We start from the raw sequence: 20,638 nt of genomic DNA, 5'->3' as shown, positions 1-20,638 counted from the left end.
ACAAATCCCTTTGCACATCGTCAAAGGGAAAAAAGCCAAGAAGGGACATTCATTTTTTCAAGCATGAAATCGTCTAAGCTTTTAAAAACGTATCCTTCTTTTCGCAAATCGTCAATGATTTTACCGAGCGCATCGGCATTGTCTTTAGACACTGTATGCAACAATATAATGGCCCCGGGATGAATTTGCTTCATCACATTGTTGTAAGCGTATTGCCATCCTTTTTGATCGTGAATGTGCCAATCGACGAACGCTAATGACCAAAAGACGTGGTAATAGCCGAGTTCGCGTGCGACCGCAAGCGTCCGTTCATCAAAAATGCCGCGCGGAGGGCGGATGTAACGCATATGTTTTTGCCCCGTCAACAACTCTGTTTTTTTTCTAACCATTTCAAGCTCTTCACGCAATTTTTCATCGCTAACGGTCGTTAAATCAGGATGATGCCATGAATGGTTGCCAACAATATGCCCTTCGTTAACCATCCGTTTCACTAAGTCAGGAGCAGATTGCAAATAATGGCCGGTCACAAAAAACGTAGCGGGAACTCTTCTTTGTTTGAGCACGTCTAAAATTTGTGCCGTATAACCATTTTCGTATCCGTTATCGAACGTTAAATAAATATATTTTTTTGTTGGATTACCTAAATAAAACGCATCGTATTTAGCAAGTAGTTCATCTAACTGTTTTCCTGCAGAAGGAGGGAGATGATTTTCACTTCGCTTAAATCCCCATGACATCGCTTCTATGTGACTAAACGGCAAACATAAAAAGAAGAGAAAGAAGATGATCGTTTTTTTCACTGCTTGCACCTCCATATTCATTTCAATGATAGGTTGTGCAAAAAGAAGCATAAAAAATCCGCCTAGCTAACGCTAGACGGATTTCCATTAAAATACACGTTCTTTAAATTGAGCTAATTTTTCGAGCGACGATTTTTCGATATCTTCATGTAAGCTGTTTCCGTGCGAGTCCATCGTGACGACAGCTGTAAAATCTTTCACACGCAAATGCCACATCGCTTCCGGAATACCGAATTCCAAAAAGTCGACGCCTTCTACTGATTGAATACATTCAGCATAATATTGCGCTGCACCACCGATGGCATTTAAATACACGCCGCCATGTTCTTTTAACGCGGCGAGCGTTTTTGCTCCCATCCCACCTTTTCCAATGACAGCGCGAATGCCGAATTTTTTCATAATTTCTCCTTGATACGGCTCTTCACGAATGCTCGTCGTCGGACCAGCTGCTTTGACGTGCCATTTGCCGTTTTCATCTTTTAACATAACCGGTCCACAGTGATAAATAATTTGACCGTTTAAATCAACAGGAGCATCGTGATCCATTAAATGTTTATGAATCGCATCGCGGCCTGTATAAATCATGCCGTTAATGCGAACGACATCGCCTACTTTTAGCGAGCGAATTTGCTCTTCTGTAATTGGCGCTTCAAGCACAACTTCACGCGCTTCGCCTGTCATTTCGGTTTCTTCTTGTTTTAAATCGACATCTTCTCCTTCTTGATATAACCATTCTTGAATGTCGCCTGTGTGTGGGTCAATGATGACGCCTAAACGGCGAAACGCCCAGCAATTGTATGCGACAGAAACGAAAAAGTTGGCTGGGATGCGGTGCATGACGCCAATTTTACAGCCAAGAAGCGTCGTCTCTCCGCCAAATCCCATCGTGCCGATACCGAGTTTATTGGCAGCTTCCATAATGTATTCTTCTATTTTGCGCAAATCTTCGTTCGGATTGACATCGTCAACAGGACGAAATAGTTGTTCTTTTGCTAAGTCGTACCCCGCAGAACGATCGCCACCGATCCCAACGCCAATAAATCCTGCGCTACAGCCTTGCCCTTGCGCTTGGTATACCGCATGTAAAATACATTTACGAATGCCATCTAAATCGCGGCCTGCGCGGCCAAGCCCTTCTAACTCGCAAGGCAAGCTATATTGAATGTTTTTATTTTCACAGCCGCCACCTTTTAAAATTAAGCGAACGTCAATGTAATCTTTTTCCCATTGTTCAAATTTCATGACAGGCAACCCGATCCCTAAATTGTCGCCGCTATTTTCACCTGTTAATGAATCGACCGAGTTTGGACGCAGTTTCCCGTCTTTCGTTGCTTGAGCGACCGCTCGGCGAATCGCCTCTTTCATTTCAATTTGATTGACCCCAACCGGCACTTTAATTTTAAATGTCGGCAACCCTGTATCTTGGCAAATTGGCGATACATTTTCATCGGCCATTTGAATATTTTGCACGATCGTAGCAAGCGACATCGCTGCTCTCGTTCCTGCGTTTTCACGCAGTTTTGCTTTCGCAATGGCACGTCGTACATCTTTTGGCAACTTTGTTGACGTTTCAACAATTAGCTTGTACATACTTTCTTGAAACTTTTCCATCACCATTTCCCTTCCCCTTTGTTCAATATGTAACAATTTTTCGAATTCTCCATCTGTATTATACCTCTTTTTTGAACATGAAAAAAGCCGCTTAGCGACTTTTTTCCCAATCTTTTTTAAACCGCTCGTATTTCATTTCTAAATCATCAATCATTTGAATAAGGCGGTCAATATCTTCTAATTCAGCCGTTTCTGGATCGAGCGCTTCGAGCACTTCAAGAAACATATTTAAGCGCGTTTTTAAATATGTTAGTTGTAGATTTTGATCTGATACTGCGTTGCCCAACATCGTCACCTCGCTTTTTCTTTATCGTACACGATCGAAACATCATTGACAATCATTCCATTTCGTTTGCATAATAATCGTTAGTCCTATTTTAAAATAAAAGGAGATTGGTTATGGAAACATTGTTGCGTCAAGCGATTACTCCGACATTTGATCCTTGGGAAGCATATATGGATGTTGAACAGTACGGAAGCATGCAGTTGACGAATATCGAATTTACAACAACGACACTTTGCAATATGCGTTGCGAACATTGTGCCGTCGGTTATACGTTGCGCACGAAAGATCCTGAGGCGCTACCACTCGATCTTCTTCTTCGCCGTCTTGATGAAATTCCACATTTGCGTTCGTTAAGCATTACAGGCGGTGAGCCGATGCTTTCACTGAAATCGGTCGAACAATACGTCGTGCCGTTGTTAAAATATGCACATGAACGCGGGGTGCGCACGCAAATAAATTCGAACTTAACTCTTGATTTAGAACGGTACGAAAAAATTATTCCTTACTTAGACGTTTTACACATTTCGCATAACTGGGGCACGATTGATGATTTTATTGAAGGCGGATTTGCGATGATGGAGAAAAAACCAACCGTCGCACAACGCGAGCGCTATTTTATACGCATGATCGAAAATGCGCGTGCCATTTCAAACATGGGGGTCATCGTTTCAGCTGAAACGATGTTAAATAAACGGACGCGTCCACATATAGAAACGATTCATCGCCAAATTGTAAACGAAATGGGCTGTAAACGTCATGAAGTACATCCGATGTATCCGAGCGACTTCGCTAGCAGTTTAGAAACATTAACGTTAGATGAATTACGTGAGACGATTCATCATTTACTTGATATACGGGACGAGAACGTATGGATGTTGTTTGGTACGCTGCCTTTTTATCCATGTAGCGACAACGAAGAAGATTTAGCGCTATTAAAACGTTTATACGAGAGTAAAAATGTAACGGTACGAAACGACCCTGATGGACGTTCACGTTTAAATGTAAACATTTTTACAGGGGACATTATTGTCACTGATTTTGGCGATGAACCGACGCTTGGCAACATTCAAACCAACTCGCTTCTTTCTGCTTATGACAAATGGATGGCATCTGACTTAGCCAAATCATTGAACTGCCATTGCCCTGCGGTAAAATGTTTAGGACCAAATGTGCTTGTGAAAAACCGCTATTATCCGAATGTCGATTTTACAACAAGAAAAGCAAAAATTGAACGGTAAGACGAAAAAGCTTGTCGGGGCGCTCGACAAGCTTTTTTCATCATCTCGGTACGTCGCTTGCGACAAATGCGAATGATAGGCGGTCTTGTACTGGAATCCAAGCGCCAATTCCTTGCGACGTCACGTTTTTTACGACAATGCTCTTTTTCTTTCCTTTTAGGACGATATATACTTCACCGTACGTCACTTTTCCTTTCTCGTTTACCGCAGGAGCGTAGGCGTATAAATATCCTAATTTTTTCGGTGGGACGTTATATGCTTGTTCTTTTTTCGTCCCGATGCCGATCCACGTACTAAACGAGAGCGGCAAGTTTGTTTTTTTCATCGCTGTTAATAACATCATTTTTTTCACATCTTCTTCATTCGGAATGCTTGCGGTTAGCCCACCCCGCACTTGTTTTTGCATCTCTTGTCGATATGTCAGTCGCGCGGCTGTTTTCCCCCCGCGATTGTCAATGAAGTTTGTATTTACTTTTTGATACTCCCAATTCGTCGATGTTTCCGTCGATTCATAATTCAACGGCCATTGCCCTAAATAAATCGTTGCCTCATAACCGATCGCAAACGGCGTGCTCGAAATCGACGATTCATTTAAAAGACGAATTAATTCCGGATTTTCAATTTTCACATTCGCCGATTGAAGCAGTTGTTTCGCTAATTCACTTGGTTGCAAATAAGGCAAATTTTGCGTCGGATTCGGATACGTATTTTCTTTTGAAATGTCAATAACCGATGACGGGAGCTTGACAGTTGCTTCACTAACGGTTGGAATACAGAAGAAAATGAACATCATACTTAAAGCAAACCATCTTTTCATGCGTAAACTCCTTTCTTTTTACATCGTTCATCGTTATTTTTTTCAAAAGTCAACAATTTATCCTCTCCATAAAAAAAATCCGCCAGCGACAACTGACGGATTACAACAAATAAAATCCAATTCCCATAATCATATACGCCCCAAGAAGTGTCGCTCCCTCAAACCAGTTCGTATCTCCATCGTTGGAAAGAACAATCGTTAATAAAACAGCTGTGACCATCGCAACAAGCTCTGGAAGCGTAAAAACGAGCGCCATGTGCGTCGGGAATAAGAGGGAAACGAGCACTAATACAGGTGCAACAAACATCGCAATTTGCAGCGTCGAACCGATCGCAATTTCAACAGCAACGTTCATTTTATTTTTATACGCCATAATAATGGCCGAGGCATGCTCCGCAGCGTTTCCGACAATGGCAACAATAATGACCCCGATGAATAGTTCACTCCATCCGAATGAATGAGCGACGACTTCAAACGTATGAACTAAACTTTCTGATACGTAAGCGACTGCAACAGTGGCAAGAGCTAGAATGAGCATCGCTTTTCCTTTTGACCATTCTGGCTCTTCATGTTCTTCCGCATCTTCTTTATGTTGATATACACCGCGATGAGTAACGAGTTTAAAATATAACGCAGCTAAATAAAGGGCGATCATAATCATCGAAATACCGATACTTAATGATAACGTTTTTTGTTCATTCATCGTCATCGAAAATACTTCTGGAATGACAAAAGCAACTAAAATAGCGAATGTTAATAGCCCTGAATTATGCCGCGCATCATATACGTTAAATGATTGCCGTTTATATTTCAAACCACCAACAAAAAACGATAAACCTGCCACAAGCAATAAGTTGCCAAGCACGGAACCCGTTAACGACGCCAACACGACACTCACTAGGCCAGCTTTCAACGCAAAAATGGATATAATCAATTCTACGGCATTGCCAAATGTCGCATTCAAAAGTCCACCGATGCGAGGACCTGCCACGATTGCCAAACTTTCTGTCGCTCGTCCCATATAGCTAGCGAGCGCAATAATTGTGACACAATACACGACAAACATCGGCGTTGCAGGCCAATGAAGTAACCTCCCTGCAACAGAAAGTGGAACACCGATGACCGTTAATAAAAAAAAGATGCGTTCCATCCAATCGTCTCCTTTTCATTTATGGGATATCAACCATATTTTACACAAATCTACTCCCATTTTCATCCGTTTTTTTCGTTGCTTCTTCTCGTGAAACGCTTTAATATCGAACATAGTGAACATATTACAGGAGGGAATTATGCAACGACGTCATTTTTTTATTTTAGTTAGCATCGTCATGATTTCAGGTCTTTCTCAAGGGCTATTGTTGCCGCTCATTTCTATCATTTTTGAACAAAATGGTATTCATTCGTCGCTTAGCGGCATGCATGCAACAGCGATGTACATCGGCGTTCTTGTCGTGTCACCTTTTTTAGAGCGTCCGCTTCGTCGCTACGGCTTTAAGCATTTAATTATGGCCGGTGGAGCGATCGTAATCGTTTCCTTGGCGATTTTTCCGATCTCATCTTCGTTATTGTTTTGGTTTATGCTTCGGCTATTCATCGGAATTGGCGATCACATTCTTCATTTCGGTTCGCAAACGTGGATTACATACGCTTCTCCTACTCATCGGCGTGGTCGCAACATTTCGCTATATGGTTTATCGTTTGGCGTCGGCTTTATGATCGGACCGCTTCTCGTTCCGCTCGTCCACATACATGAAGCGTTGCCGTTTATCGTTTCATCTTTGCTCAGCTTATGTGGCTGGATATTATTATTTTTCTTGCCACATACGTATCCAGAGATGGAAGAAGCAGAAAAAGTTGGAGCGACACGCTTTTTTCACGCTTGGAAGCAAGCTTGGCCAGCTTTGTTGTTGCCATTCGGCTACGGCTTTTTAGAGGCGTCGCTTCATAGCATGTTTCCGATTTATGCGTTAAGAAGCGAGTTAAGTGTTGAGACAGTTGCGATGATGCTTCCTGCATTTGCCCTTGGCGGCATCGCTTTTCAACTTCCGCTCGGAACGTTAAGCGATCGCTTTTCACGAAAAACGATGATTATGATTGCATTAGCCGTAGGTGCCCTTTGTTTTGCTATCGCTACATGGTTTTCTTCTCCTGTGCAACTAACAACAACGTTTTTCGTTGCCGGTATGTTTGTCGGTTCGCTTTTTTCACTCGGCATGGCGTATATGGCGGACTTGCTGCCAACGTCGCTTCTTCCTGTCGGTAACATTTTATGCGGTATGCTATATAGTATTGGGAGCATATGCGGTCCTGCAATCGGTGGCGTTGTATTACAACAGCAAGAGGAATTATTTTTCTTTACCATGAGCTCTCTTTTGCTTTTTTTACTATTCGCCCAGCGCCCGTTCACAAAATTTTCAAAATGTTTTTCTGAAAAACAAGAAAAAAACGTTGACGCTTTTTAAACCTCTGTTATATAATACAATTAAACAAAATAAACTGTTTTAAAACAGAGGGGAGAGCGATCATGATGAGTAGAGAAGAAAGAAAAAATATGATTGAGTTTATTACAAAATTGCGTGGCTTTAATCAAGAACAACTTGTTTATATGACAGATGCAGAAATCGAACATATTTACAACCAAACATATTATCATCACGAAGAAATTGCAGAATAAAAGGGATGTGCAACACATCCCTTTTCTTTTTAATGATATCCGTTTTGTCCGTTTGCGCTACTGCTCGTTTTATGTTTCGGACGGCTTTTTCCTTTTTGTTTTGTCCCGCCGTCTTTTTTCGTTTTTTTCGTCACGTATATTCCCCCTTCATAATGACGTTCACTTGTAATATGGATTAAACAGGGCTTTTCTATAAGAGGGAATGTCTACCGTATGCGCATGTTTCCTTCTCGTTTACAACAAAAAATGGCGTTTAACTCTCCACCTAATACAATCATCATGCCGGACAAATAAAACCAAACCATTAACGCAATAATGCCACCTAGACTACCGTACATCGCCGAATAGTTACCGAACTGATTCACATAATACGAAAAAGCAAGCGAGACAACCATCCAACCGACTGTGGCAAACAGCGCACCACTCCATACGTCGTGAAAACGAACATATTTGCTCGGCGCAAAAACGTACAACACAGAAAAAACAAAAAATAAAATGATAAAACTAACAAACCAACGAATCGTTTCCCATATGCGTAAAAAAACGTCCGAAAGCCCAAACGCTGAAAAAAGAAACGTGCCAATCATTTTACCGAATACAGGGAAAACAAGCGCGACAATAATGACGAAAATCATGGCAAATGTAAGTAAGATGGAAATACCGCGCGCAACAAGAAAGGAACGCGTTTCTTTCACATCATATGCACGATTTAAAGCACGAATAATGGCTGACATCCCGTTCGATGCAGCCCACACGGTCGCAAGAACGCTGAACGATAACCATTTTCCACTTTGTGATTTCATGAGCTGTTGAATGTTTGTTTCGATTAAATGTACCGTTTCACTCGGAGCATATTGACTTAAAAAAGCGATCACATCTTCATGCGGGATGGGCAAATACGATAAAAACGTCAGCAAAAACAGTAAAAACGGAAATAGCGAAAGTAAAAAGAAATACGCCAACTCAGCCGACAAGTCGAACACTTCATCTTCATCGAACCGTTTCATGAGCTCACGAACGACGGAAAAGCTAATAATCATCTTTCACCACCTCGCTCCTTATGTCGAGCGTTTGCGAATCAACTCCCCAGTCCATTCCATCACTTGCGGTGTCGCTTCTTTTACTTCACTTAGTTTATTCACAATAAACTGCAAATCATTCACTATTTCGTCGACATGTTGTCTTGTTTGATGGACTGCCTCTTTTACTCCTTCCACATCATCCATCCACTCACGACACGCTTCTTTTACCACTTGACGCGCTTTTTTATTCGCTAGCAACAAAGCGACACCAGCCAATGCAAGCCATTTCCCCTTTCCCATCGCCATGCCTCCTTACAACGAATGATCTCGTTTTATGCGTTCTAATATATGTTTACATCCTTCCTCTACTAATTCGTACACTTCTTCAAAATTTCCTGTAAAGTACGGGTCTGGTACATCATCTACGCGACGGTTTGGCACAAAGTCCATAAATCGAGCAATCACAGCACGACAATCATCGCTGACAAGACGGCGAAGATGAGCGATATTATCGCTATCCATGCCAATAATATAGTCAAATGTATGAAAGTCTTCTTTTTTAATTTGCCGTGCTTTCAATCCTGTAAAATCGATTTGTTTTTCTGTTAAAATGCGCTGTGTGCCATGATGAGGCGGCTTACCAATATGCCAGTTTCCTGTCCCTGCTGAGTCAACAGAAATGACGTGATCAAGTCCTTCTTGCTTCACAAGATGCCGAAATACCGCCTCCGCCATCGGAGAACGACAAATGTTTCCTAAACAAACAAATAACACACGAATCATTTCATTTCACCTCACACATCAAACAATGATACAATGAACAAAATCACACACGAAAGGATGACGATTGTGCGTTTATCAGTTGAACAAATGATTGAGCAAATCAAAGAAAAGTTAAAAGTATTAAATTTTGATGCGATTAAACCAGATCATTTTGATGAGCAACTATACGATGAATTAAAAGATATATACGATATGGTGATGAAAAAGTCATCATTTAGCCCGAGCGAAATGCAAGCGATCGCTGAAGAGCTCGGAAATTTACGCAAAAAATTATAAAATCGCCTGTCCAACGATGAGCAGCGACGGATGATCCACGAGTGCAATTTCTTCACGTGTATCCGTGTACCGTACGTACGGACGTTGCATATGTTCAACGATTTTTGTGACAATCGCGTTTCTTCCGTCGCTCATTTTGACCATCGTTCCCGGCAAATAAGCAGGAATCGTCTCAACAAACAGCCGCACAATATGCTGGCTATACCGAATACCACTTCGCGCCATAATAATTTCAAGCGCTTCGTGCGGTGGAACAAATTCAGCGGAAATTAAATTTTCATATTCATTGGCAATGGCGCAAATTTGGGCGTACAAATGAATATTCGTTTCTTTTAATCCGCGCGGCATACCTGAGCCGTCTGCATGTTCGTGATGTTGATACGCCATATGTGCGCATAATAAACTAAGTTCTCGCTCTTTTCGTAAATACTCAAATCCCTTTACTGCATGATGCTCTTCTCCTTCTATTTCTTTCCCAACATCGTGAAACAACGAGCCAAGCGCGACATCGCGCAACTGTAAATCGTTCAAATGTAGTTTCTTCCCTAACTGTAATGCTAACAGCGCTACGTTGACTGCATGAGCGTACGGCTGCGCTTCCACTTCAAGCGACGTCGCTGGGATGATCGCTAATACTTTTCTTTTTTTCACTTCATCAACGAGCTTTACCGCTAGTTTAAACAACAAGCGAAGCGGCAATTGTTCTCGTTTTCGCACCGCGTCAAACGATTGCTGAACAACTTCAATCGCGTCCATCCACGACGGCATATCGAGCAATTCTTCTAAAGTAATGCCTTCAGACACCGCATCTTCAACAAATACGTAGCGAATGTCCATTTGTTTTAAACGCTCTACATATTTTGGATGAATTTTTCTTCCTGCTGCTAAAAGCACTCGACGATGGCGATCATAAATCGGACGTGCCAATTCCATCGTTCGCTCATCGTAGTCTTCTAATAAAATGAGCCGCAAACATACTCCACTCCTTTCGACATCTCCCATACAAACAGTATAATCATGTTTTTTTTCGTTTGCCATGACGTTTTTTAAAAAATAAATTCCGATAGAAAAACTAGGATTGACATTCGTTTGAATTGTGTTAAAATTTAAAACAATCAAATAGAAAGGGCGACGAATAAGAAAGGGAGATGAGACATGATTACGTATGAAACGTGGGACGAGGTCCAAAAACCGACTTTTCCAATCGATAATAATGAAAAAGGGGCATCACATGTGCTTTCATGGGCGTATGCCCATTATGGCGACGACCTTTTGTATGCGTGCAGTTTTGGCATTGAAGGCATCGTGCTCATTGACCTTATTTCTCAAGTGAAGGATGATGCTCACATTGTGTTTCTCGATACGCATTTACATTTTCCTGAAACATACGAAACGATTGAACGCGTCAAACGAGCATACCCACGCTTGCGCATTCATTTACAAACACCGTCTTTATCACTTGCAGAACAAGAAAAACAATTCGGTGCAGAACTTTGGAAAAGAGACCCGAACAAATGCTGTGAACTAAGAAAAATTGTTCCGCTACGAGAAGCGATGATAGGAAAAAAAGCGTGGATTTCTGGACTGCGCCGTGAACAATCACCAACGCGACAACATGTTGAATTTATTAATCGCGATAAAAAGTTTCAAAACATTAAAGTTTGTCCGCTTATTTACTGGACGTGGAAAGACGTATGGCGTTATGTACATCGCCATAACCTCACTTATAATCCGCTTCATGACCGCGGATATCCGAGCATCGGTTGTGCACCGTGTACAGCCCCTGCTTATACAGAAGAAGATTTACGTTCTGGTCGATGGGCTGGGCTAGGAAAAACAGAATGCGGCTTGCACGAATCATAAAGGGGGGGAGTGGCTTGGTCATCGTTGCTTTTATTATTGCTTTTTTCTTTGCGATGAACATTGGGGGAAGCGGAGCCGCCGCGACCATGGGAGCTGCTTACGGTTCTGGCACATTGCCAAATAAACGAATCGCTTTACTCATATGCGCCGTCGCCATTTTCCTCGGCAGTTTAAGCGGAGGAGAAGTTGTGAAAACGATTGGCTCTGGCATCGTTCCTCCATCCATTTTACAAACAGAACTTGTTGTCATCGTCTTAGCAGCAGCAACGATTTCGTTATTTGCGGCCAACGTGCTTGGCATTCCGCTATCGACAAGCGAAATTACAGTCGGTGCGGTCGTTGGGGCAGGCATTGCGTATCAAAGCGTATATGTTGGCAAACTCCTATGGATCGTATCGTTTTGGCTCATTACACCGCTTGCTGCGTTTTCTTTCGCTTTTTTCATTAGCAAATGGCTAAAAGGAAAAAAAGTCAAACAAAACAAATGGATCGGCCTTTTGCTTATTATTGCCGGATTTTTCGAGGCGTTTTCAGCCGGAATGAACAATGTCGCCAACGCGGTCGGTCCTCTCGTTGGAGCGGGTTTACTATCCGTCCAACACGGGATCATCTTTGGTGGATTGTTCGTTTCCCTTGGAGCGCTTTTGCTTGGCAGCCGCGTATTAGAAACGAACGGAAAAAAAATTACGACGTTCTCTCAACTCGAAGGATGTATTATTTCAGGAATCGGAGCAACGCTCGTCATCGTTTCATCTCTTTTTGGTCTTCCCGTTCCACTGACACAAATTACGACATCAGCCATTATCGGCATCGGCACAACGAAAAGCGGCTTTTCCATTTGGCAAAAGCAAATTGTCATTCAAGTGCTAAAAGTGTGGGTTGTCTCGCCTATTTTTGCATTAGCTGTTTCATATAGCTTAATTAAATTATTGCTTCATAGCGACGTCTATACAGCCATTGCGATTGTGAGCGTTTGTTTCGCCACACTTGGAACGATTAGCTTAAAAAAAACAATCACAGAGGAACGCCGCTCGTTTCACGAACATGGTGGTGGCATTTAAACATAGTTATTTTATAAGGATAATAAGTTTAGGAGGGATTAAACATGAAACAAATCGTATTAAGTAAAGCGGAGTTAAGTGACCTTGAATTACTTGCCGTCGGCGGATATGAACCGCTCACTGGCTTTTTAGGAAAAGATGATTATGAGTCGGTTGTCGAAACGATGCGGCTTACAAACGGATCGGTATGGAGCATCCCCATTACGCTTGCCGTAACAGAACAACAAGCGAAACAACTATCGCTCGGGGACGAAGTCGAACTCGTGTATGACCGAACGGTGTACGGCACAATGGAAGTGCAACATATATATCGCCCAGACAAGCGAAAAGAAGCGCGTCTTGTATACCAAACAGAAGACGTAGCACACCCTGGTGTAAAAAAATTATTTGAAAAACCGGATATATATATCGGTGGACCTGTGAAGCTTGTGCGTCAAACAGATAAAGGAATTTTTTCGCCATTCTTTTTTACACCAAAAGAAACAAAGCAACGGTTTGCGGAACTTGGCTGGAAAACAGTCGTCGGGTTTCAAACGCGCAATCCCGTTCACCGCGCCCACGAATACATTCAAAAATGTGCACTTGAAATCGTCGACGGTCTTTATTTAAATCCGCTCGTTGGCGAAACGAAAGAAGATGACATTCCTGCAGACATTCGCTTAAAAAGCTATCAAGTATTACTTGAACATTATTATCCAAAAGATCGCGTCTTTCTCGGTGTATTTACAGCTGCAATGCGCTATGCAGGTCCACGTGAAGCTATTTTTCATGCGCTCGTACGTAAAAATTTTGGTTGCACCCACTTTATCGTCGGCCGTGACCATGCGGGAGTTGGCAATTATTATGGCACGTATGATGCTCAAAAAATTTTCTTGCAGTTTACAAACGAAGAGCTAGGCATTACCCCTCTCTTTTTCGAACATAGCTTTTACTGCACAAAATGTGAAGCGATGGCGTCAACGAAAACGTGCCCGCACGATGCAACCGCTCATGTCGTTCTTTCTGGAACAAAAGTACGGGAAATGTTGCGCGCTGGCGAAATGCCACCAAGCACATTCAGTCGCCCAGAAGTTGTGCGCGTGCTGATGGATGGTTTACAAACAGTCGGAGGTGGCCGTTCATGAATATCGTTTGGCATCAAGAAAGTGTAACAAAAGAAGAGCGACGAAAAAAAAATAAACATCATAGCTTCGTTCTTTGGTTTACAGGATTGTCAGGTTCTGGGAAGTCCACATTAGCAAACGCGGTCGCGAAAACATTATTTGAACAAAACATTCAATGTTACGTGCTTGATGGCGATAACGTGCGTCACGGCTTAAATAGCGATCTAGGTTTTTCTGCCGAAGATCGTACAGAAAACATTCGCCGCATTGGTGAAGTAGCAAAATTGTTCGTAGACAGTGGACAAATCGTGCTGACTGCCTTTATTTCTCCGTTCCGTCAAGATCGTCAACTCGTTCGCAGCAAGCTCGAGCAAGATGAATTTATTGAAGTTTATGTTCATTGTCCGCTTGAAACGTGTGAGCAACGCGATCCAAAAGGATTGTATAAAAAAGCACGAAATGGAGAAATTCGCGACTTTACCGGCATTGATTCACCATATGAACCACCGCTTTCGCCAGAACTTGTCGTCGATACAGATCAATATTCAATTGAACAATGCGTTCAACAAATCATTTCCTATCTAAAAAATAAACAGTGGATTTAGGAGGAGACAATGGGGAAAGTATATTTAGTCGGCGCTGGTCCTGGGGATCCTGAGCTCATTACAGTCAAAGGGTTAAAATGTATTCAACAAGCAGATGTTATTTTATACGACCGCCTCATTAACAAACAGCTACTGTCGTACGCCAAGCGCGATGCTGATTTGATTTATTGCGGAAAGTTACCAAATTACCATACAATGAAACAAGAGACGATTAATCATTTTTTAGTGAAGCATGCGAAAAGAGGAAAATACGTCACGAGATTAAAAGGCGGCGATCCTTTTCTATTCGGACGTGGTGGTGAAGAAGCGCAAGCACTTATCAAACATCGCATTCCGTTTGAAATCGTTCCCGGAGTGACATCTGGCATCGCCGTTCCAGCATATGCGGGAATTCCTGTCACTCATCGCGATTTTAGCGGAAGCGTTGCATTTGTCACAGGTCATCGCCGACTCGATGCAACAGATGCGGTACAATGGGAGCATTTAGCAAAGGGAGTCGATACGCTCGTCATTTATATGGGCGTGAAACATCTCCCATTCATTTGTAAACAATTACAGTTGTACGGCAGACAGCCACAAACCCCTGTTGCCGTCATCCAGTGGGGAACGCTTCCTGAGCAAAAAACGATCGTAGCGACGTTACATACGATTGCGGATGCTGTAAGAAAAAACTGTATCTCGAATCCGAGTATCATCATTGTCGGAGAAGTTGTCCGGCTACATGAACAGCTACAGTGGTTTGAAACAATGTTAGAGGAAAAAATTGCACATGGAATGAGGTAGCATATGAAAGCTGTTTTATACATTTGTCACGGAAGTCGTTCAGCAGAAGGACAAAAAGAGGCGGTCGCTTTCGTCGAACGCCTCTCTTCTTCCATTTCAATCCCTATTCAACACATATGCTTTTTAGAATTGTGTGAACCGAATATTGTCGCAGGGGTGGAACGTTGCGTTCATGATGGAGCAACGACGATTTATGCCATTCCGCTTTTACTATTGTCGGCTAACCACGCGAAACGCGACATTCCATATGAGTTAGAAAAAGCAAAAAAGATGTTTCCTTCTGTAACGATTACATATGGAAAACCGTTCGGTGTACAACGTCATATCGTTTCTGCCATTTCGAAAACAATCGAACATGCTGATGCGATCGTGCTCGTTGGCCGTGGGAGCAGCGACATAGATGCGCAAGCAGATTTTAAACAAATTGCTCATCTATTGCAACACGAAACAAACATACCCGTCTATCCATGTTATTTAGCAGCTGCTTCTCCTTCCTTTTCTGATGTTGTCACTTCGCTTGCAAAAGCAGCGAAGCACAAACAAGTAGCTGTTGTCCCATACATTTTATTTTTCGGGCAGCTGCTTGACTATATTCATGAAACGCTTCAAGCACAACAAACGAGTGACGTATCGTTTACATTATATCCTCCGATTCGGACGTATGACGTATTAGACCGTCTCGTTGAACAGCAAGTAAAAGAATGGAGGTAGGCGTATGTTTCCCCTTTTCATCCGAATGAAAGGAAAAAAAGTTGTCATTGCCGGTGGCGGACAAATTGCGTATCGCCGCCTCCTCCCTCTTCTTGATGAAGGGGCTTGCATTACCGTCATTAGCCCAAAAGCGATCGATGCCATTGTTCATTTAGCCGAACAAAAACGAATTACATGGCATGCACGTTCGATTGAACCGAGCGACTATGCCGATGCTTTTTTCATTATTGCGGCAACGAACGATCCGAACGTTAATGAACAAATCGCTACCTATGCATCACCAAACCAGCTTGTCAATGTGGCAAGCAATCATCTTATCGGCAACGTTCATGTACCTACTTTTTTTTCAAGAGGGAAATTACAAATTGCCATCACAACAGGAGGAGCAAGCCCTGCATTTGCGAAACAAATCAAAAAGCAACTTGAACAACAATTTGATGAATCGGTCGCTCAACATGTCGAAGAATTATATAAACAACGCAAACAGCGAAAAGAGCCTTGATCATTTCGATCAAAGCTCTTTTTGTTTATGACTCTAATACGAGCACCTCTAATGAAGGAGTGCGGGATACGTAACCGACGGCAACGACCGTATAAGACTTATTCGGTTGGAAGCGCACATTGGGAATCGATAAAACGACTTGATTTGTCCCTGCTACCCTCACATCAACATGCAATTTTTCGTTAACTGGCGCTTCAATATAATTCGTCACCTTTCCAAACGAAGCATTTTGGAACAATACATCCCCACCACGTAGCGCAATATCTACTGCTGGCGCATCTGGTGAAAAATGAGCAAAACGCACTTTCGCTTTTCCGTACGGCGCATATGGTTCGTCGAGAATAGAAAGAAGTTGCAAACGATGTACGTCACCAATGACCGCAAGCGTATACGTCATTTTCGGCAAGACTTGAATGGTTTGACTAAGAACTGGAGACGTCGTATGTCCTGCTGGATACACGTCGATGCGATGCTCTCCTTTTGGCACTTTCATATATTGGCTTAGTTGTTTATATTTCATATTGCGTAATATTTTTTGCCCATTCACATATACATCAACTGCAGGAGCATTTGGTGAGGCATGAAATACGCGAATGCGTCCAGCGTCATCAACCCTCTCTTCCTCGCGTGACTTCACGATTTTTTCCACATACTCCATATGTTTTCGCATATACTTTTCATATTGATCACGATCTTTATATTGATAATAACGCGCTAACAAATCATACATCACAGCTTTTTGAATGTAGCGATCCATTTCATTCACAACAGTTCCTCCTCATAAATCTTTTTTACGTATTCAACGTATGCAATACAAGGTAGGCTGTTGTATGATTTTTATAGAAAATTTTTTTGCGAAGGAGATAAACAAATGATCGTTCGTTATTCCGTTGTTGCGCACGGTCGGGTACAAGGTGTAGGGTTTCGCTACTTTGCCCAATATGAAGCAAGAAGACGAGGTTTGACCGGTTGGGTAAAAAATTGCGGGGCCGATCACATGATCGAAATGGAAGTTCAAGGAGAAGTAGAACGAGTGGAGGCGTTTGTAGATGAAATAAAAAAAGGGCCACCATTTGCGCGTGTAGAACGAGTAGAACAATACGCCATTCCTACCGTCCCCCACGAAACGACCTTTCGCATTATATATTGAAAAAAGCTGACCGAAGTCAGCTTTTTTCATGACAACTTGTGCCGCATGCACCCTTGACTGAGCAGGCAGCGCATGTGCCTCGTTTACTTTTTTGAATAAAGCGGAAAAGCGTCCACCCTGCATATCCAAAAATGACAGATCCGATGACAACATTTGCGATCATGTATATCCCTTCCTTTAGAAGCCGAATAAGCTTCCGGCTTGGTAAATGACAAACGAAACGATATATGCTAAAACTAGCGCATAGCCAATCGAAAACATCGTCCATTTTCGCGAACGTGTTTCTTTATAAATCGTCGCAACGGTCGCTAAACATGGAACATATAATAAGACAAATGCCATAAAACTAAATGCCGATAGGGCGGTAAAGTGCGATGCCATGAGTCCTTGAAGCGATTCAACATCCGGCACGTGATAAATAATGTTCATCGTCGACACAACGACTTCTTTTGCTAAAAATCCGGTTAATAACGCGGCACCCGCTTGCCACGTACCAAATCCAAGCGGAGCAAGCAACGGCGCAAGCACACCACCAATCATCGCTAAAAAGCTGTCGTCCATATTTACATTGACACCATGTGGACCAACATAAGATAAGAGCCAAATGGCAACAGAACCCCCGAAAATGAACGTCCCTGCTTTTTTCACAAATCCTTTTCCTTTATCCCACGTACTGCGCCATAATGCTTGCCATTGTGGCATACGATATGGCGGCAATTCAACGACGAATACGGATGCTTCTTCTTTTAAGATTGTTAATGAAAATAGCTTAGCAAGTATAAGAGCAAGTGAGACGCCAAGAACGTATAAAGAAAGAACGACAAGCGCTTGATGTGTCGCGAAAAACGCCCCGACAAATAAAGCATATACCGGCAAACGTGCCGAACAAGACATCAGTGGTGTTAACAACATCGTCACAAGCCGTTCACGCGGTTGTTCGATCGTCCGTGCTGCCATGACGCCAGGAACATTACAACCAAATCCAATAATAAGCGGAATAAATGCTTTTCCGTTTAATCCGACCGCTTCCATTAATCGATCCATGACAAGGGCTACACGCGCCATATACCCCGAATCTTCTAAAAACGAAATAAAGAAAAACAAAATGAAAATTTGTGGCACGAATACAAGCACGCCACCTACCCCTGCGATAATGCCATCGACGATAAGGGCGCGAATAAATTCAGAAGCACCGATTGCTTTTAACACTGCTGTCATTGAATCTGTTAGCGGACCTGCAAAAAATGCATCAAGCAAGTCGGAAAGCGGTGCTCCGAGCCAGTCGAACGTCAGCTGAAATAAAACATACATCGCCAATAAAAAAATGGGAATGCCGACATATTTATTTGTGACAACAGCATCAATACGTTCCGTCAACGTCACCCGTTCGATTTCTTTGCGCTGTACAGATTGTTCGATGATTTCTTTTACAAACGAACGACGCCGTTCATAAATGAGCTGAGCAAGCGACATTTGTTCTGCCTGTTGCACTTCTTTTTCTGCTTGTTCATATAATGAGCGCCATGTAGCTTCTGGCAACTTTTCTGCTACGTAATCACGAACGTAGCTATTCCCTTCATAAAACTGAATCGCTAACCAACGGACAGGGAATTTCTCTTCTGTTCCCCATGCGGCACGAAAGCGTTCAATTGCTCGTTCCATCGCCCCACCATAAAAAAGAGTAAGAGGCTCTGTTTGCTCTGTTGCTTTTTCAAGCAACATATGCTCTACTTGATCACATCCCTTTCCTGTGCGAGCAACGACAGGGACAACAGGTACGCGCAACATTGTAGCTAATTTTGTTTGATCGATGAAGATCCCTCTTCTTTCTGCTACATCAACCATATTTAAAGCAATCGCTAGCGGTTTACCGAATTCTAAAAGTTGAACAGTTAACAATAAATTTCGTTCTAGTTGTGAGGCATCGACGATATTTAACATTTCATCGAACGACTCTGTCAATAAAAATTGCGTCACCACTCGCTCATCACGAGAAAGTGGATGGAGCGAATATACGCCAGGCAAATCGATTACTTTGGCTTGCTTGTTGCGCAAAACACCTACCTTTTTTTCAACGGTCACACCGCTCCAGTTTCCAACATATTCGTACGTCCCGGTTAACTGATTAAACAACGATGTTTTTCCTGTATTTGGATTACCTACAAGCGCAATATGCATCATAACGGCTTCACCTGAATGTTCATCGCTTCATTGCGACGAATGCCGACGCATTGTCCGCAATTTTCAATCATAAATGGACCACCAAGCGGCATCGTACATTTTAAACAAATTTCCGCCCCTTCTGTAACTCCCATATCTAGCAATCTTCTTTTTACTAAATCGCTTACTCGCGATAAATCAACAATTTTTGCGCGTTCCCCAACCCGTAATTGCGTCATCGCAACCATACGTAATCCCCCAATTAATAATGATAACCTTTTTCAATATTCATTATAGTACGCAAGGCGGAAAACATCTATCTTTTTTTATTGTATTCACAAAATGTTACGACGCAGATGATATCGGCATATGTTTGAAACATGCGCGTATAATTGCTTCGTTTGCTTGCTCATTTTTCACACAAAATGTTCGATCTTCACCGCATACATCAACACCGAGCACATGCTTGTACCGAAAAAGATAGTCGATGTAAGTCAAAAGCATTTGTAACGACATCGTCCCTTGGTCCCAGTTTGTTTGTGCATCTTGTGGGCGAAGCACATCTTTATCTATGCTAATGTATACATGTTTTGTCGGAATGGCGCGCACAATTGTCATTGGCGCATACATCACATCATTTTTTGGAAAAGTTGTGACATGTGAAGATACGTATGAAGTTGCTGAACCGATAATGACAACGTGTTTTAATGTCGGAACATGTTTTTGAGCATATGATACCCATGAGCCACACGAAAGAAGTGGAAACAACGTTTGTTCATTCATGTCGGTATGATGATCAAACAATACGAGTGTAAACGGCTCATGAAACTGCTTAAGCAATACGTATGAAACATAATGATAGTTGCCGCTTCCGATCAACGTCATCCCTCTCGTATGGCGACGTGCAATTCTTTTTTCAATTTCTTTTATCGCATCATCATCACAATATAAATTTGTTCCTTCGATGTCATACATATCGATCCATTCATGAGGAAAACGGAGAAGATTTCGTTGCCACGTATACGTGTTGTCGAAGTTTAAAAACGTTACACTTGGATGCATACTTTCCCCACCCTTGTGCAAGTTTTTTCTTCAACAAAATTATACAAACATCTCTATAATCAATACAACGATGTTCTCTCGTGAAAACATTCACATATTAGTCACAAATAAATACTAATACCCCTTTATCT

At 42.3% G+C, this 20,638-nt stretch carries 26 protein-coding genes; 12 read left to right on the top strand and 14 right to left on the bottom strand.

Annotated features, from left to right (window positions below):
* Nucleotides 1-20 precede the first annotated feature (20 nt).
* The 3 genes from pdaA to HNR63_RS12090 form a co-directional block, all read right to left on the bottom strand.
* Nucleotides 21-737, bottom strand: a complete 717-nt coding sequence (gene pdaA, locus HNR63_RS12100; RefSeq protein ID WP_395857491.1) for a delta-lactam-biosynthetic de-N-acetylase — start codon at nt 735-737, stop codon at nt 21-23.
* A 150-nt stretch (nt 738-887) separates the two neighbouring features.
* Entirely contained in the window at nt 888-2,411 is a 1,524-nt protein-coding gene (locus tag HNR63_RS12095; RefSeq protein WP_181520868.1) for a fumarate hydratase, read from the bottom strand.
* A gap of 91 nt (nt 2,412-2,502) precedes the next feature.
* Entirely contained in the window at nt 2,503-2,697 is a 195-nt protein-coding gene (locus HNR63_RS12090) for an SE1561 family protein (RefSeq protein ID WP_026011859.1), read from the bottom strand.
* A 113-nt stretch (nt 2,698-2,810) separates the two neighbouring features.
* Between HNR63_RS12090 and yfkAB the strand changes: the two genes are divergently transcribed.
* Complete coding sequence (yfkAB, locus tag HNR63_RS12085; protein ID WP_085789017.1) at nt 2,811-3,935, top strand: radical SAM/CxCxxxxC motif protein YfkAB; 1,125 nt, start codon at nt 2,811-2,813, stop codon at nt 3,933-3,935.
* A 40-nt stretch (nt 3,936-3,975) separates the two neighbouring features.
* Here the strand turns inward: yfkAB and HNR63_RS12080 are convergent, their stop codons facing one another.
* The gene (locus HNR63_RS12080; protein WP_235341072.1) at nt 3,976-4,728 is read right to left on the bottom strand and encodes a YfkD famly protein; all 753 of its coding nucleotides are present in this window, start codon (nt 4,726-4,728) and stop codon (nt 3,976-3,978) included.
* Nucleotides 4,729-4,852: 124 nt separating this feature from the next.
* Entirely contained in the window at nt 4,853-5,902 is a 1,050-nt protein-coding gene (cax, locus tag HNR63_RS12075) for a calcium/proton exchanger (RefSeq protein ID WP_181520867.1), read from the bottom strand.
* Between the two features lie 139 nt (nt 5,903-6,041).
* Between cax and HNR63_RS12070 the strand changes: the two genes are divergently transcribed.
* Both HNR63_RS12070 and HNR63_RS12065 read left to right on the top strand, forming a co-directional pair.
* Nucleotides 6,042-7,214, top strand: coding sequence for an MFS transporter (locus HNR63_RS12070; RefSeq protein WP_181520866.1), 1,173 nt, complete (start codon nt 6,042-6,044; stop codon nt 7,212-7,214).
* 62 nt (nt 7,215-7,276) lie between these two features.
* Entirely contained in the window at nt 7,277-7,426 is a 150-nt protein-coding gene (locus HNR63_RS12065) for a BH0509 family protein (protein ID WP_009360828.1), read from the top strand.
* 206 nt (nt 7,427-7,632) lie between these two features.
* Here HNR63_RS12065 and HNR63_RS12060 read toward each other — a convergent pair whose 3' ends face one another.
* Genes HNR63_RS12060 through HNR63_RS12050 form a run of 3 tightly spaced genes read right to left on the bottom strand, consistent with a single transcriptional unit; the run spans nt 7,633 to nt 9,231 of the window.
* Nucleotides 7,633-8,466 (bottom strand): YihY/virulence factor BrkB family protein, encoded by an 834-nt coding sequence (locus HNR63_RS12060; protein ID WP_181520865.1) that lies wholly within the window; start codon nt 8,464-8,466, stop codon nt 7,633-7,635.
* Between the two features lie 18 nt (nt 8,467-8,484).
* On the bottom strand, nt 8,485-8,748 hold the full coding sequence (locus HNR63_RS12055; protein WP_181520864.1) for a glycine/betaine ABC transporter substrate-binding protein: 264 nt from the start codon (nt 8,746-8,748) through the stop codon (nt 8,485-8,487).
* A 12-nt stretch (nt 8,749-8,760) separates the two neighbouring features.
* A complete protein-coding gene (locus HNR63_RS12050; RefSeq protein WP_181520863.1) occupies nt 8,761-9,231 on the bottom strand; it encodes a low molecular weight protein-tyrosine-phosphatase in 471 nt (156 codons plus the stop codon).
* 57 nt (nt 9,232-9,288) lie between these two features.
* On the opposite strand from HNR63_RS12050, the gene HNR63_RS12045 reads away from it, so the two are divergent.
* Complete coding sequence (locus HNR63_RS12045) at nt 9,289-9,507, top strand: DUF1128 domain-containing protein (RefSeq protein WP_035062907.1); 219 nt, start codon at nt 9,289-9,291, stop codon at nt 9,505-9,507.
* Here the strand turns inward: HNR63_RS12045 and HNR63_RS12040 are convergent.
* Nucleotides 9,502-10,479 carry an HD-GYP domain-containing protein gene (locus tag HNR63_RS12040; protein WP_181520862.1) on the bottom strand — a complete coding sequence of 326 codons (978 nt, stop codon included), beginning with the start codon at nt 10,477-10,479 and terminating at the stop codon, nt 9,502-9,504. The genes HNR63_RS12045 and HNR63_RS12040 overlap by 6 nt on opposite strands.
* A 183-nt stretch (nt 10,480-10,662) precedes the next feature.
* Between HNR63_RS12040 and HNR63_RS12035 the strand changes: the two genes are divergently transcribed.
* From HNR63_RS12035 to HNR63_RS12005, 7 genes are read left to right on the top strand one after another with little or no spacing between them, the layout of a single operon-like run.
* Nucleotides 10,663-11,370, top strand: a complete 708-nt coding sequence (locus HNR63_RS12035) for a phosphoadenylyl-sulfate reductase (protein WP_181520861.1) — start codon at nt 10,663-10,665, stop codon at nt 11,368-11,370.
* A 14-nt stretch (nt 11,371-11,384) separates the two neighbouring features.
* A complete protein-coding gene (gene cysP / locus HNR63_RS12030; protein ID WP_181520860.1) occupies nt 11,385-12,431 on the top strand; it encodes a sulfate permease in 1,047 nt (348 codons plus the stop codon).
* Nucleotides 12,432-12,475: 44 nt separating this feature from the next.
* Nucleotides 12,476-13,555, top strand: a complete 1,080-nt coding sequence (gene sat, locus HNR63_RS12025) for a sulfate adenylyltransferase (RefSeq protein ID WP_099668961.1) — start codon at nt 12,476-12,478, stop codon at nt 13,553-13,555.
* Nucleotides 13,552-14,139 (top strand): adenylyl-sulfate kinase, encoded by a 588-nt coding sequence (cysC, locus tag HNR63_RS12020; protein WP_171335076.1) that lies wholly within the window; start codon nt 13,552-13,554, stop codon nt 14,137-14,139. The genes sat and cysC overlap by 4 nt, the downstream gene beginning before the upstream one ends.
* Nucleotides 14,140-14,148: 9 nt before the next feature.
* Nucleotides 14,149-14,922 (top strand): uroporphyrinogen-III C-methyltransferase, encoded by a 774-nt coding sequence (cobA, locus tag HNR63_RS12015; RefSeq protein WP_171335077.1) that lies wholly within the window; start codon nt 14,149-14,151, stop codon nt 14,920-14,922.
* Nucleotides 14,923-14,925: 3 nt separating this feature from the next.
* Nucleotides 14,926-15,633: a sirohydrochlorin chelatase gene (locus HNR63_RS12010; protein WP_181520859.1), complete on the top strand. Its 708-nt coding sequence runs from the start codon at nt 14,926-14,928 to the stop codon at nt 15,631-15,633.
* Between the two features lie 4 nt (nt 15,634-15,637).
* On the top strand, nt 15,638-16,135 hold the full coding sequence (locus HNR63_RS12005; protein WP_181520858.1) for an NAD(P)-dependent oxidoreductase: 498 nt from the start codon (nt 15,638-15,640) through the stop codon (nt 16,133-16,135).
* A 25-nt stretch (nt 16,136-16,160) separates the two neighbouring features.
* Here the strand turns inward: HNR63_RS12005 and HNR63_RS12000 are convergent, their stop codons facing one another.
* Nucleotides 16,161-16,892, bottom strand: a complete 732-nt coding sequence (locus HNR63_RS12000; RefSeq protein ID WP_216367535.1) for a DUF4397 domain-containing protein — start codon at nt 16,890-16,892, stop codon at nt 16,161-16,163.
* A gap of 114 nt (nt 16,893-17,006) precedes the next feature.
* Here HNR63_RS12000 and HNR63_RS11995 point away from each other — a divergent pair, with 114 nt between their 5' ends.
* A complete protein-coding gene (locus tag HNR63_RS11995) occupies nt 17,007-17,285 on the top strand; it encodes an acylphosphatase (RefSeq protein ID WP_181520857.1) in 279 nt (92 codons plus the stop codon).
* Nucleotides 17,286-17,301: 16 nt separating this feature from the next.
* Here the strand turns inward: HNR63_RS11995 and HNR63_RS11990 are convergent, their stop codons facing one another.
* The 4 genes from HNR63_RS11990 to HNR63_RS11975 form a co-directional block, all read right to left on the bottom strand.
* Nucleotides 17,302-17,448, bottom strand: a complete 147-nt coding sequence (locus HNR63_RS11990) for a FeoB-associated Cys-rich membrane protein (RefSeq protein WP_085789030.1) — start codon at nt 17,446-17,448, stop codon at nt 17,302-17,304.
* Between the two features lie 14 nt (nt 17,449-17,462).
* Nucleotides 17,463-19,466, bottom strand: coding sequence for a ferrous iron transport protein B (gene feoB, locus HNR63_RS11985; RefSeq protein WP_181520856.1), 2,004 nt, complete (start codon nt 19,464-19,466; stop codon nt 17,463-17,465).
* Nucleotides 19,463-19,693 (bottom strand): FeoA family protein, encoded by a 231-nt coding sequence (locus HNR63_RS11980; protein WP_009360812.1) that lies wholly within the window; start codon nt 19,691-19,693, stop codon nt 19,463-19,465. The genes feoB and HNR63_RS11980 overlap by 4 nt, the downstream gene beginning before the upstream one ends.
* Nucleotides 19,694-19,790: 97 nt before the next feature.
* Nucleotides 19,791-20,507, bottom strand: coding sequence for an arginase family protein (locus tag HNR63_RS11975; protein WP_085788626.1), 717 nt, complete (start codon nt 20,505-20,507; stop codon nt 19,791-19,793).
* Nucleotides 20,508-20,638: the final 131 nt, after the last annotated feature.

Source organism: Anoxybacillus ayderensis, assembly GCF_013761015.1.
In the GTDB taxonomy this organism is placed as follows: Bacteria; Bacillota; Bacilli; order Bacillales; family Anoxybacillaceae; genus Anoxybacillus; species Anoxybacillus ayderensis.
Note: the sequence above shows the minus strand (reverse complement) of the source record. Positions and strands in the feature narration are given on the sequence as shown.

Excerpts from the sequence above, each read along its gene's own strand:
- HNR63_RS12095 (WP_181520868.1), bottom strand. The coding sequence starts at position 2,411 with ATGGAAAAGTTTCAAGAAAGTATGTACAAGCTAATTGTTGAAACGTCA.
- HNR63_RS11980 (WP_009360812.1), bottom strand. The coding sequence starts at position 19,693 with ATGGTTGCGATGACGCAATTACGGGTTGGGGAACGCGCAAAAATTGTT.
- HNR63_RS12005 (WP_181520858.1), top strand. The coding sequence starts at position 15,638 with ATGTTTCCCCTTTTCATCCGAATGAAAGGAAAAAAAGTTGTCATTGCC.
- HNR63_RS11975 (WP_085788626.1), bottom strand. The coding sequence starts at position 20,507 with ATGCATCCAAGTGTAACGTTTTTAAACTTCGACAACACGTATACGTGG.
- HNR63_RS12010 (WP_181520859.1), top strand. The coding sequence starts at position 14,926 with ATGAAAGCTGTTTTATACATTTGTCACGGAAGTCGTTCAGCAGAAGGA.
- cysC (WP_171335076.1), top strand. The coding sequence starts at position 13,552 with ATGAATATCGTTTGGCATCAAGAAAGTGTAACAAAAGAAGAGCGACGA.
- sat (WP_099668961.1), top strand. The coding sequence starts at position 12,476 with ATGAAACAAATCGTATTAAGTAAAGCGGAGTTAAGTGACCTTGAATTA.
- HNR63_RS12035 (WP_181520861.1), top strand. The coding sequence starts at position 10,663 with ATGATTACGTATGAAACGTGGGACGAGGTCCAAAAACCGACTTTTCCA.
- HNR63_RS12000 (WP_216367535.1), bottom strand. The coding sequence starts at position 16,892 with ATGGATCGCTACATTCAAAAAGCTGTGATGTATGATTTGTTAGCGCGT.
- HNR63_RS11995 (WP_181520857.1), top strand. The coding sequence starts at position 17,007 with ATGATCGTTCGTTATTCCGTTGTTGCGCACGGTCGGGTACAAGGTGTA.
- cobA (WP_171335077.1), top strand. The coding sequence starts at position 14,149 with ATGGGGAAAGTATATTTAGTCGGCGCTGGTCCTGGGGATCCTGAGCTC.
- yfkAB (WP_085789017.1), top strand. The coding sequence starts at position 2,811 with ATGGAAACATTGTTGCGTCAAGCGATTACTCCGACATTTGATCCTTGG.
- HNR63_RS12070 (WP_181520866.1), top strand. The coding sequence starts at position 6,042 with ATGCAACGACGTCATTTTTTTATTTTAGTTAGCATCGTCATGATTTCA.
- HNR63_RS12080 (WP_235341072.1), bottom strand. The coding sequence starts at position 4,728 with ATGATGTTCATTTTCTTCTGTATTCCAACCGTTAGTGAAGCAACTGTC.
- cax (WP_181520867.1), bottom strand. The coding sequence starts at position 5,902 with ATGGAACGCATCTTTTTTTTATTAACGGTCATCGGTGTTCCACTTTCT.
- HNR63_RS12045 (WP_035062907.1), top strand. The coding sequence starts at position 9,289 with ATGACGATTGTGCGTTTATCAGTTGAACAAATGATTGAGCAAATCAAA.
- feoB (WP_181520856.1), bottom strand. The coding sequence starts at position 19,466 with ATGATGCATATTGCGCTTGTAGGTAATCCAAATACAGGAAAAACATCG.
- HNR63_RS12065 (WP_009360828.1), top strand. The coding sequence starts at position 7,277 with ATGATGAGTAGAGAAGAAAGAAAAAATATGATTGAGTTTATTACAAAA.
- HNR63_RS12055 (WP_181520864.1), bottom strand. The coding sequence starts at position 8,748 with ATGGGAAAGGGGAAATGGCTTGCATTGGCTGGTGTCGCTTTGTTGCTA.
- HNR63_RS12060 (WP_181520865.1), bottom strand. The coding sequence starts at position 8,466 with ATGATTATTAGCTTTTCCGTCGTTCGTGAGCTCATGAAACGGTTCGAT.
- pdaA (WP_395857491.1), bottom strand. The coding sequence starts at position 737 with ATGTCATGGGGATTTAAGCGAAGTGAAAATCATCTCCCTCCTTCTGCA.
- HNR63_RS12050 (WP_181520863.1), bottom strand. The coding sequence starts at position 9,231 with ATGATTCGTGTGTTATTTGTTTGTTTAGGAAACATTTGTCGTTCTCCG.
- HNR63_RS11990 (WP_085789030.1), bottom strand. The coding sequence starts at position 17,448 with ATGATCGCAAATGTTGTCATCGGATCTGTCATTTTTGGATATGCAGGG.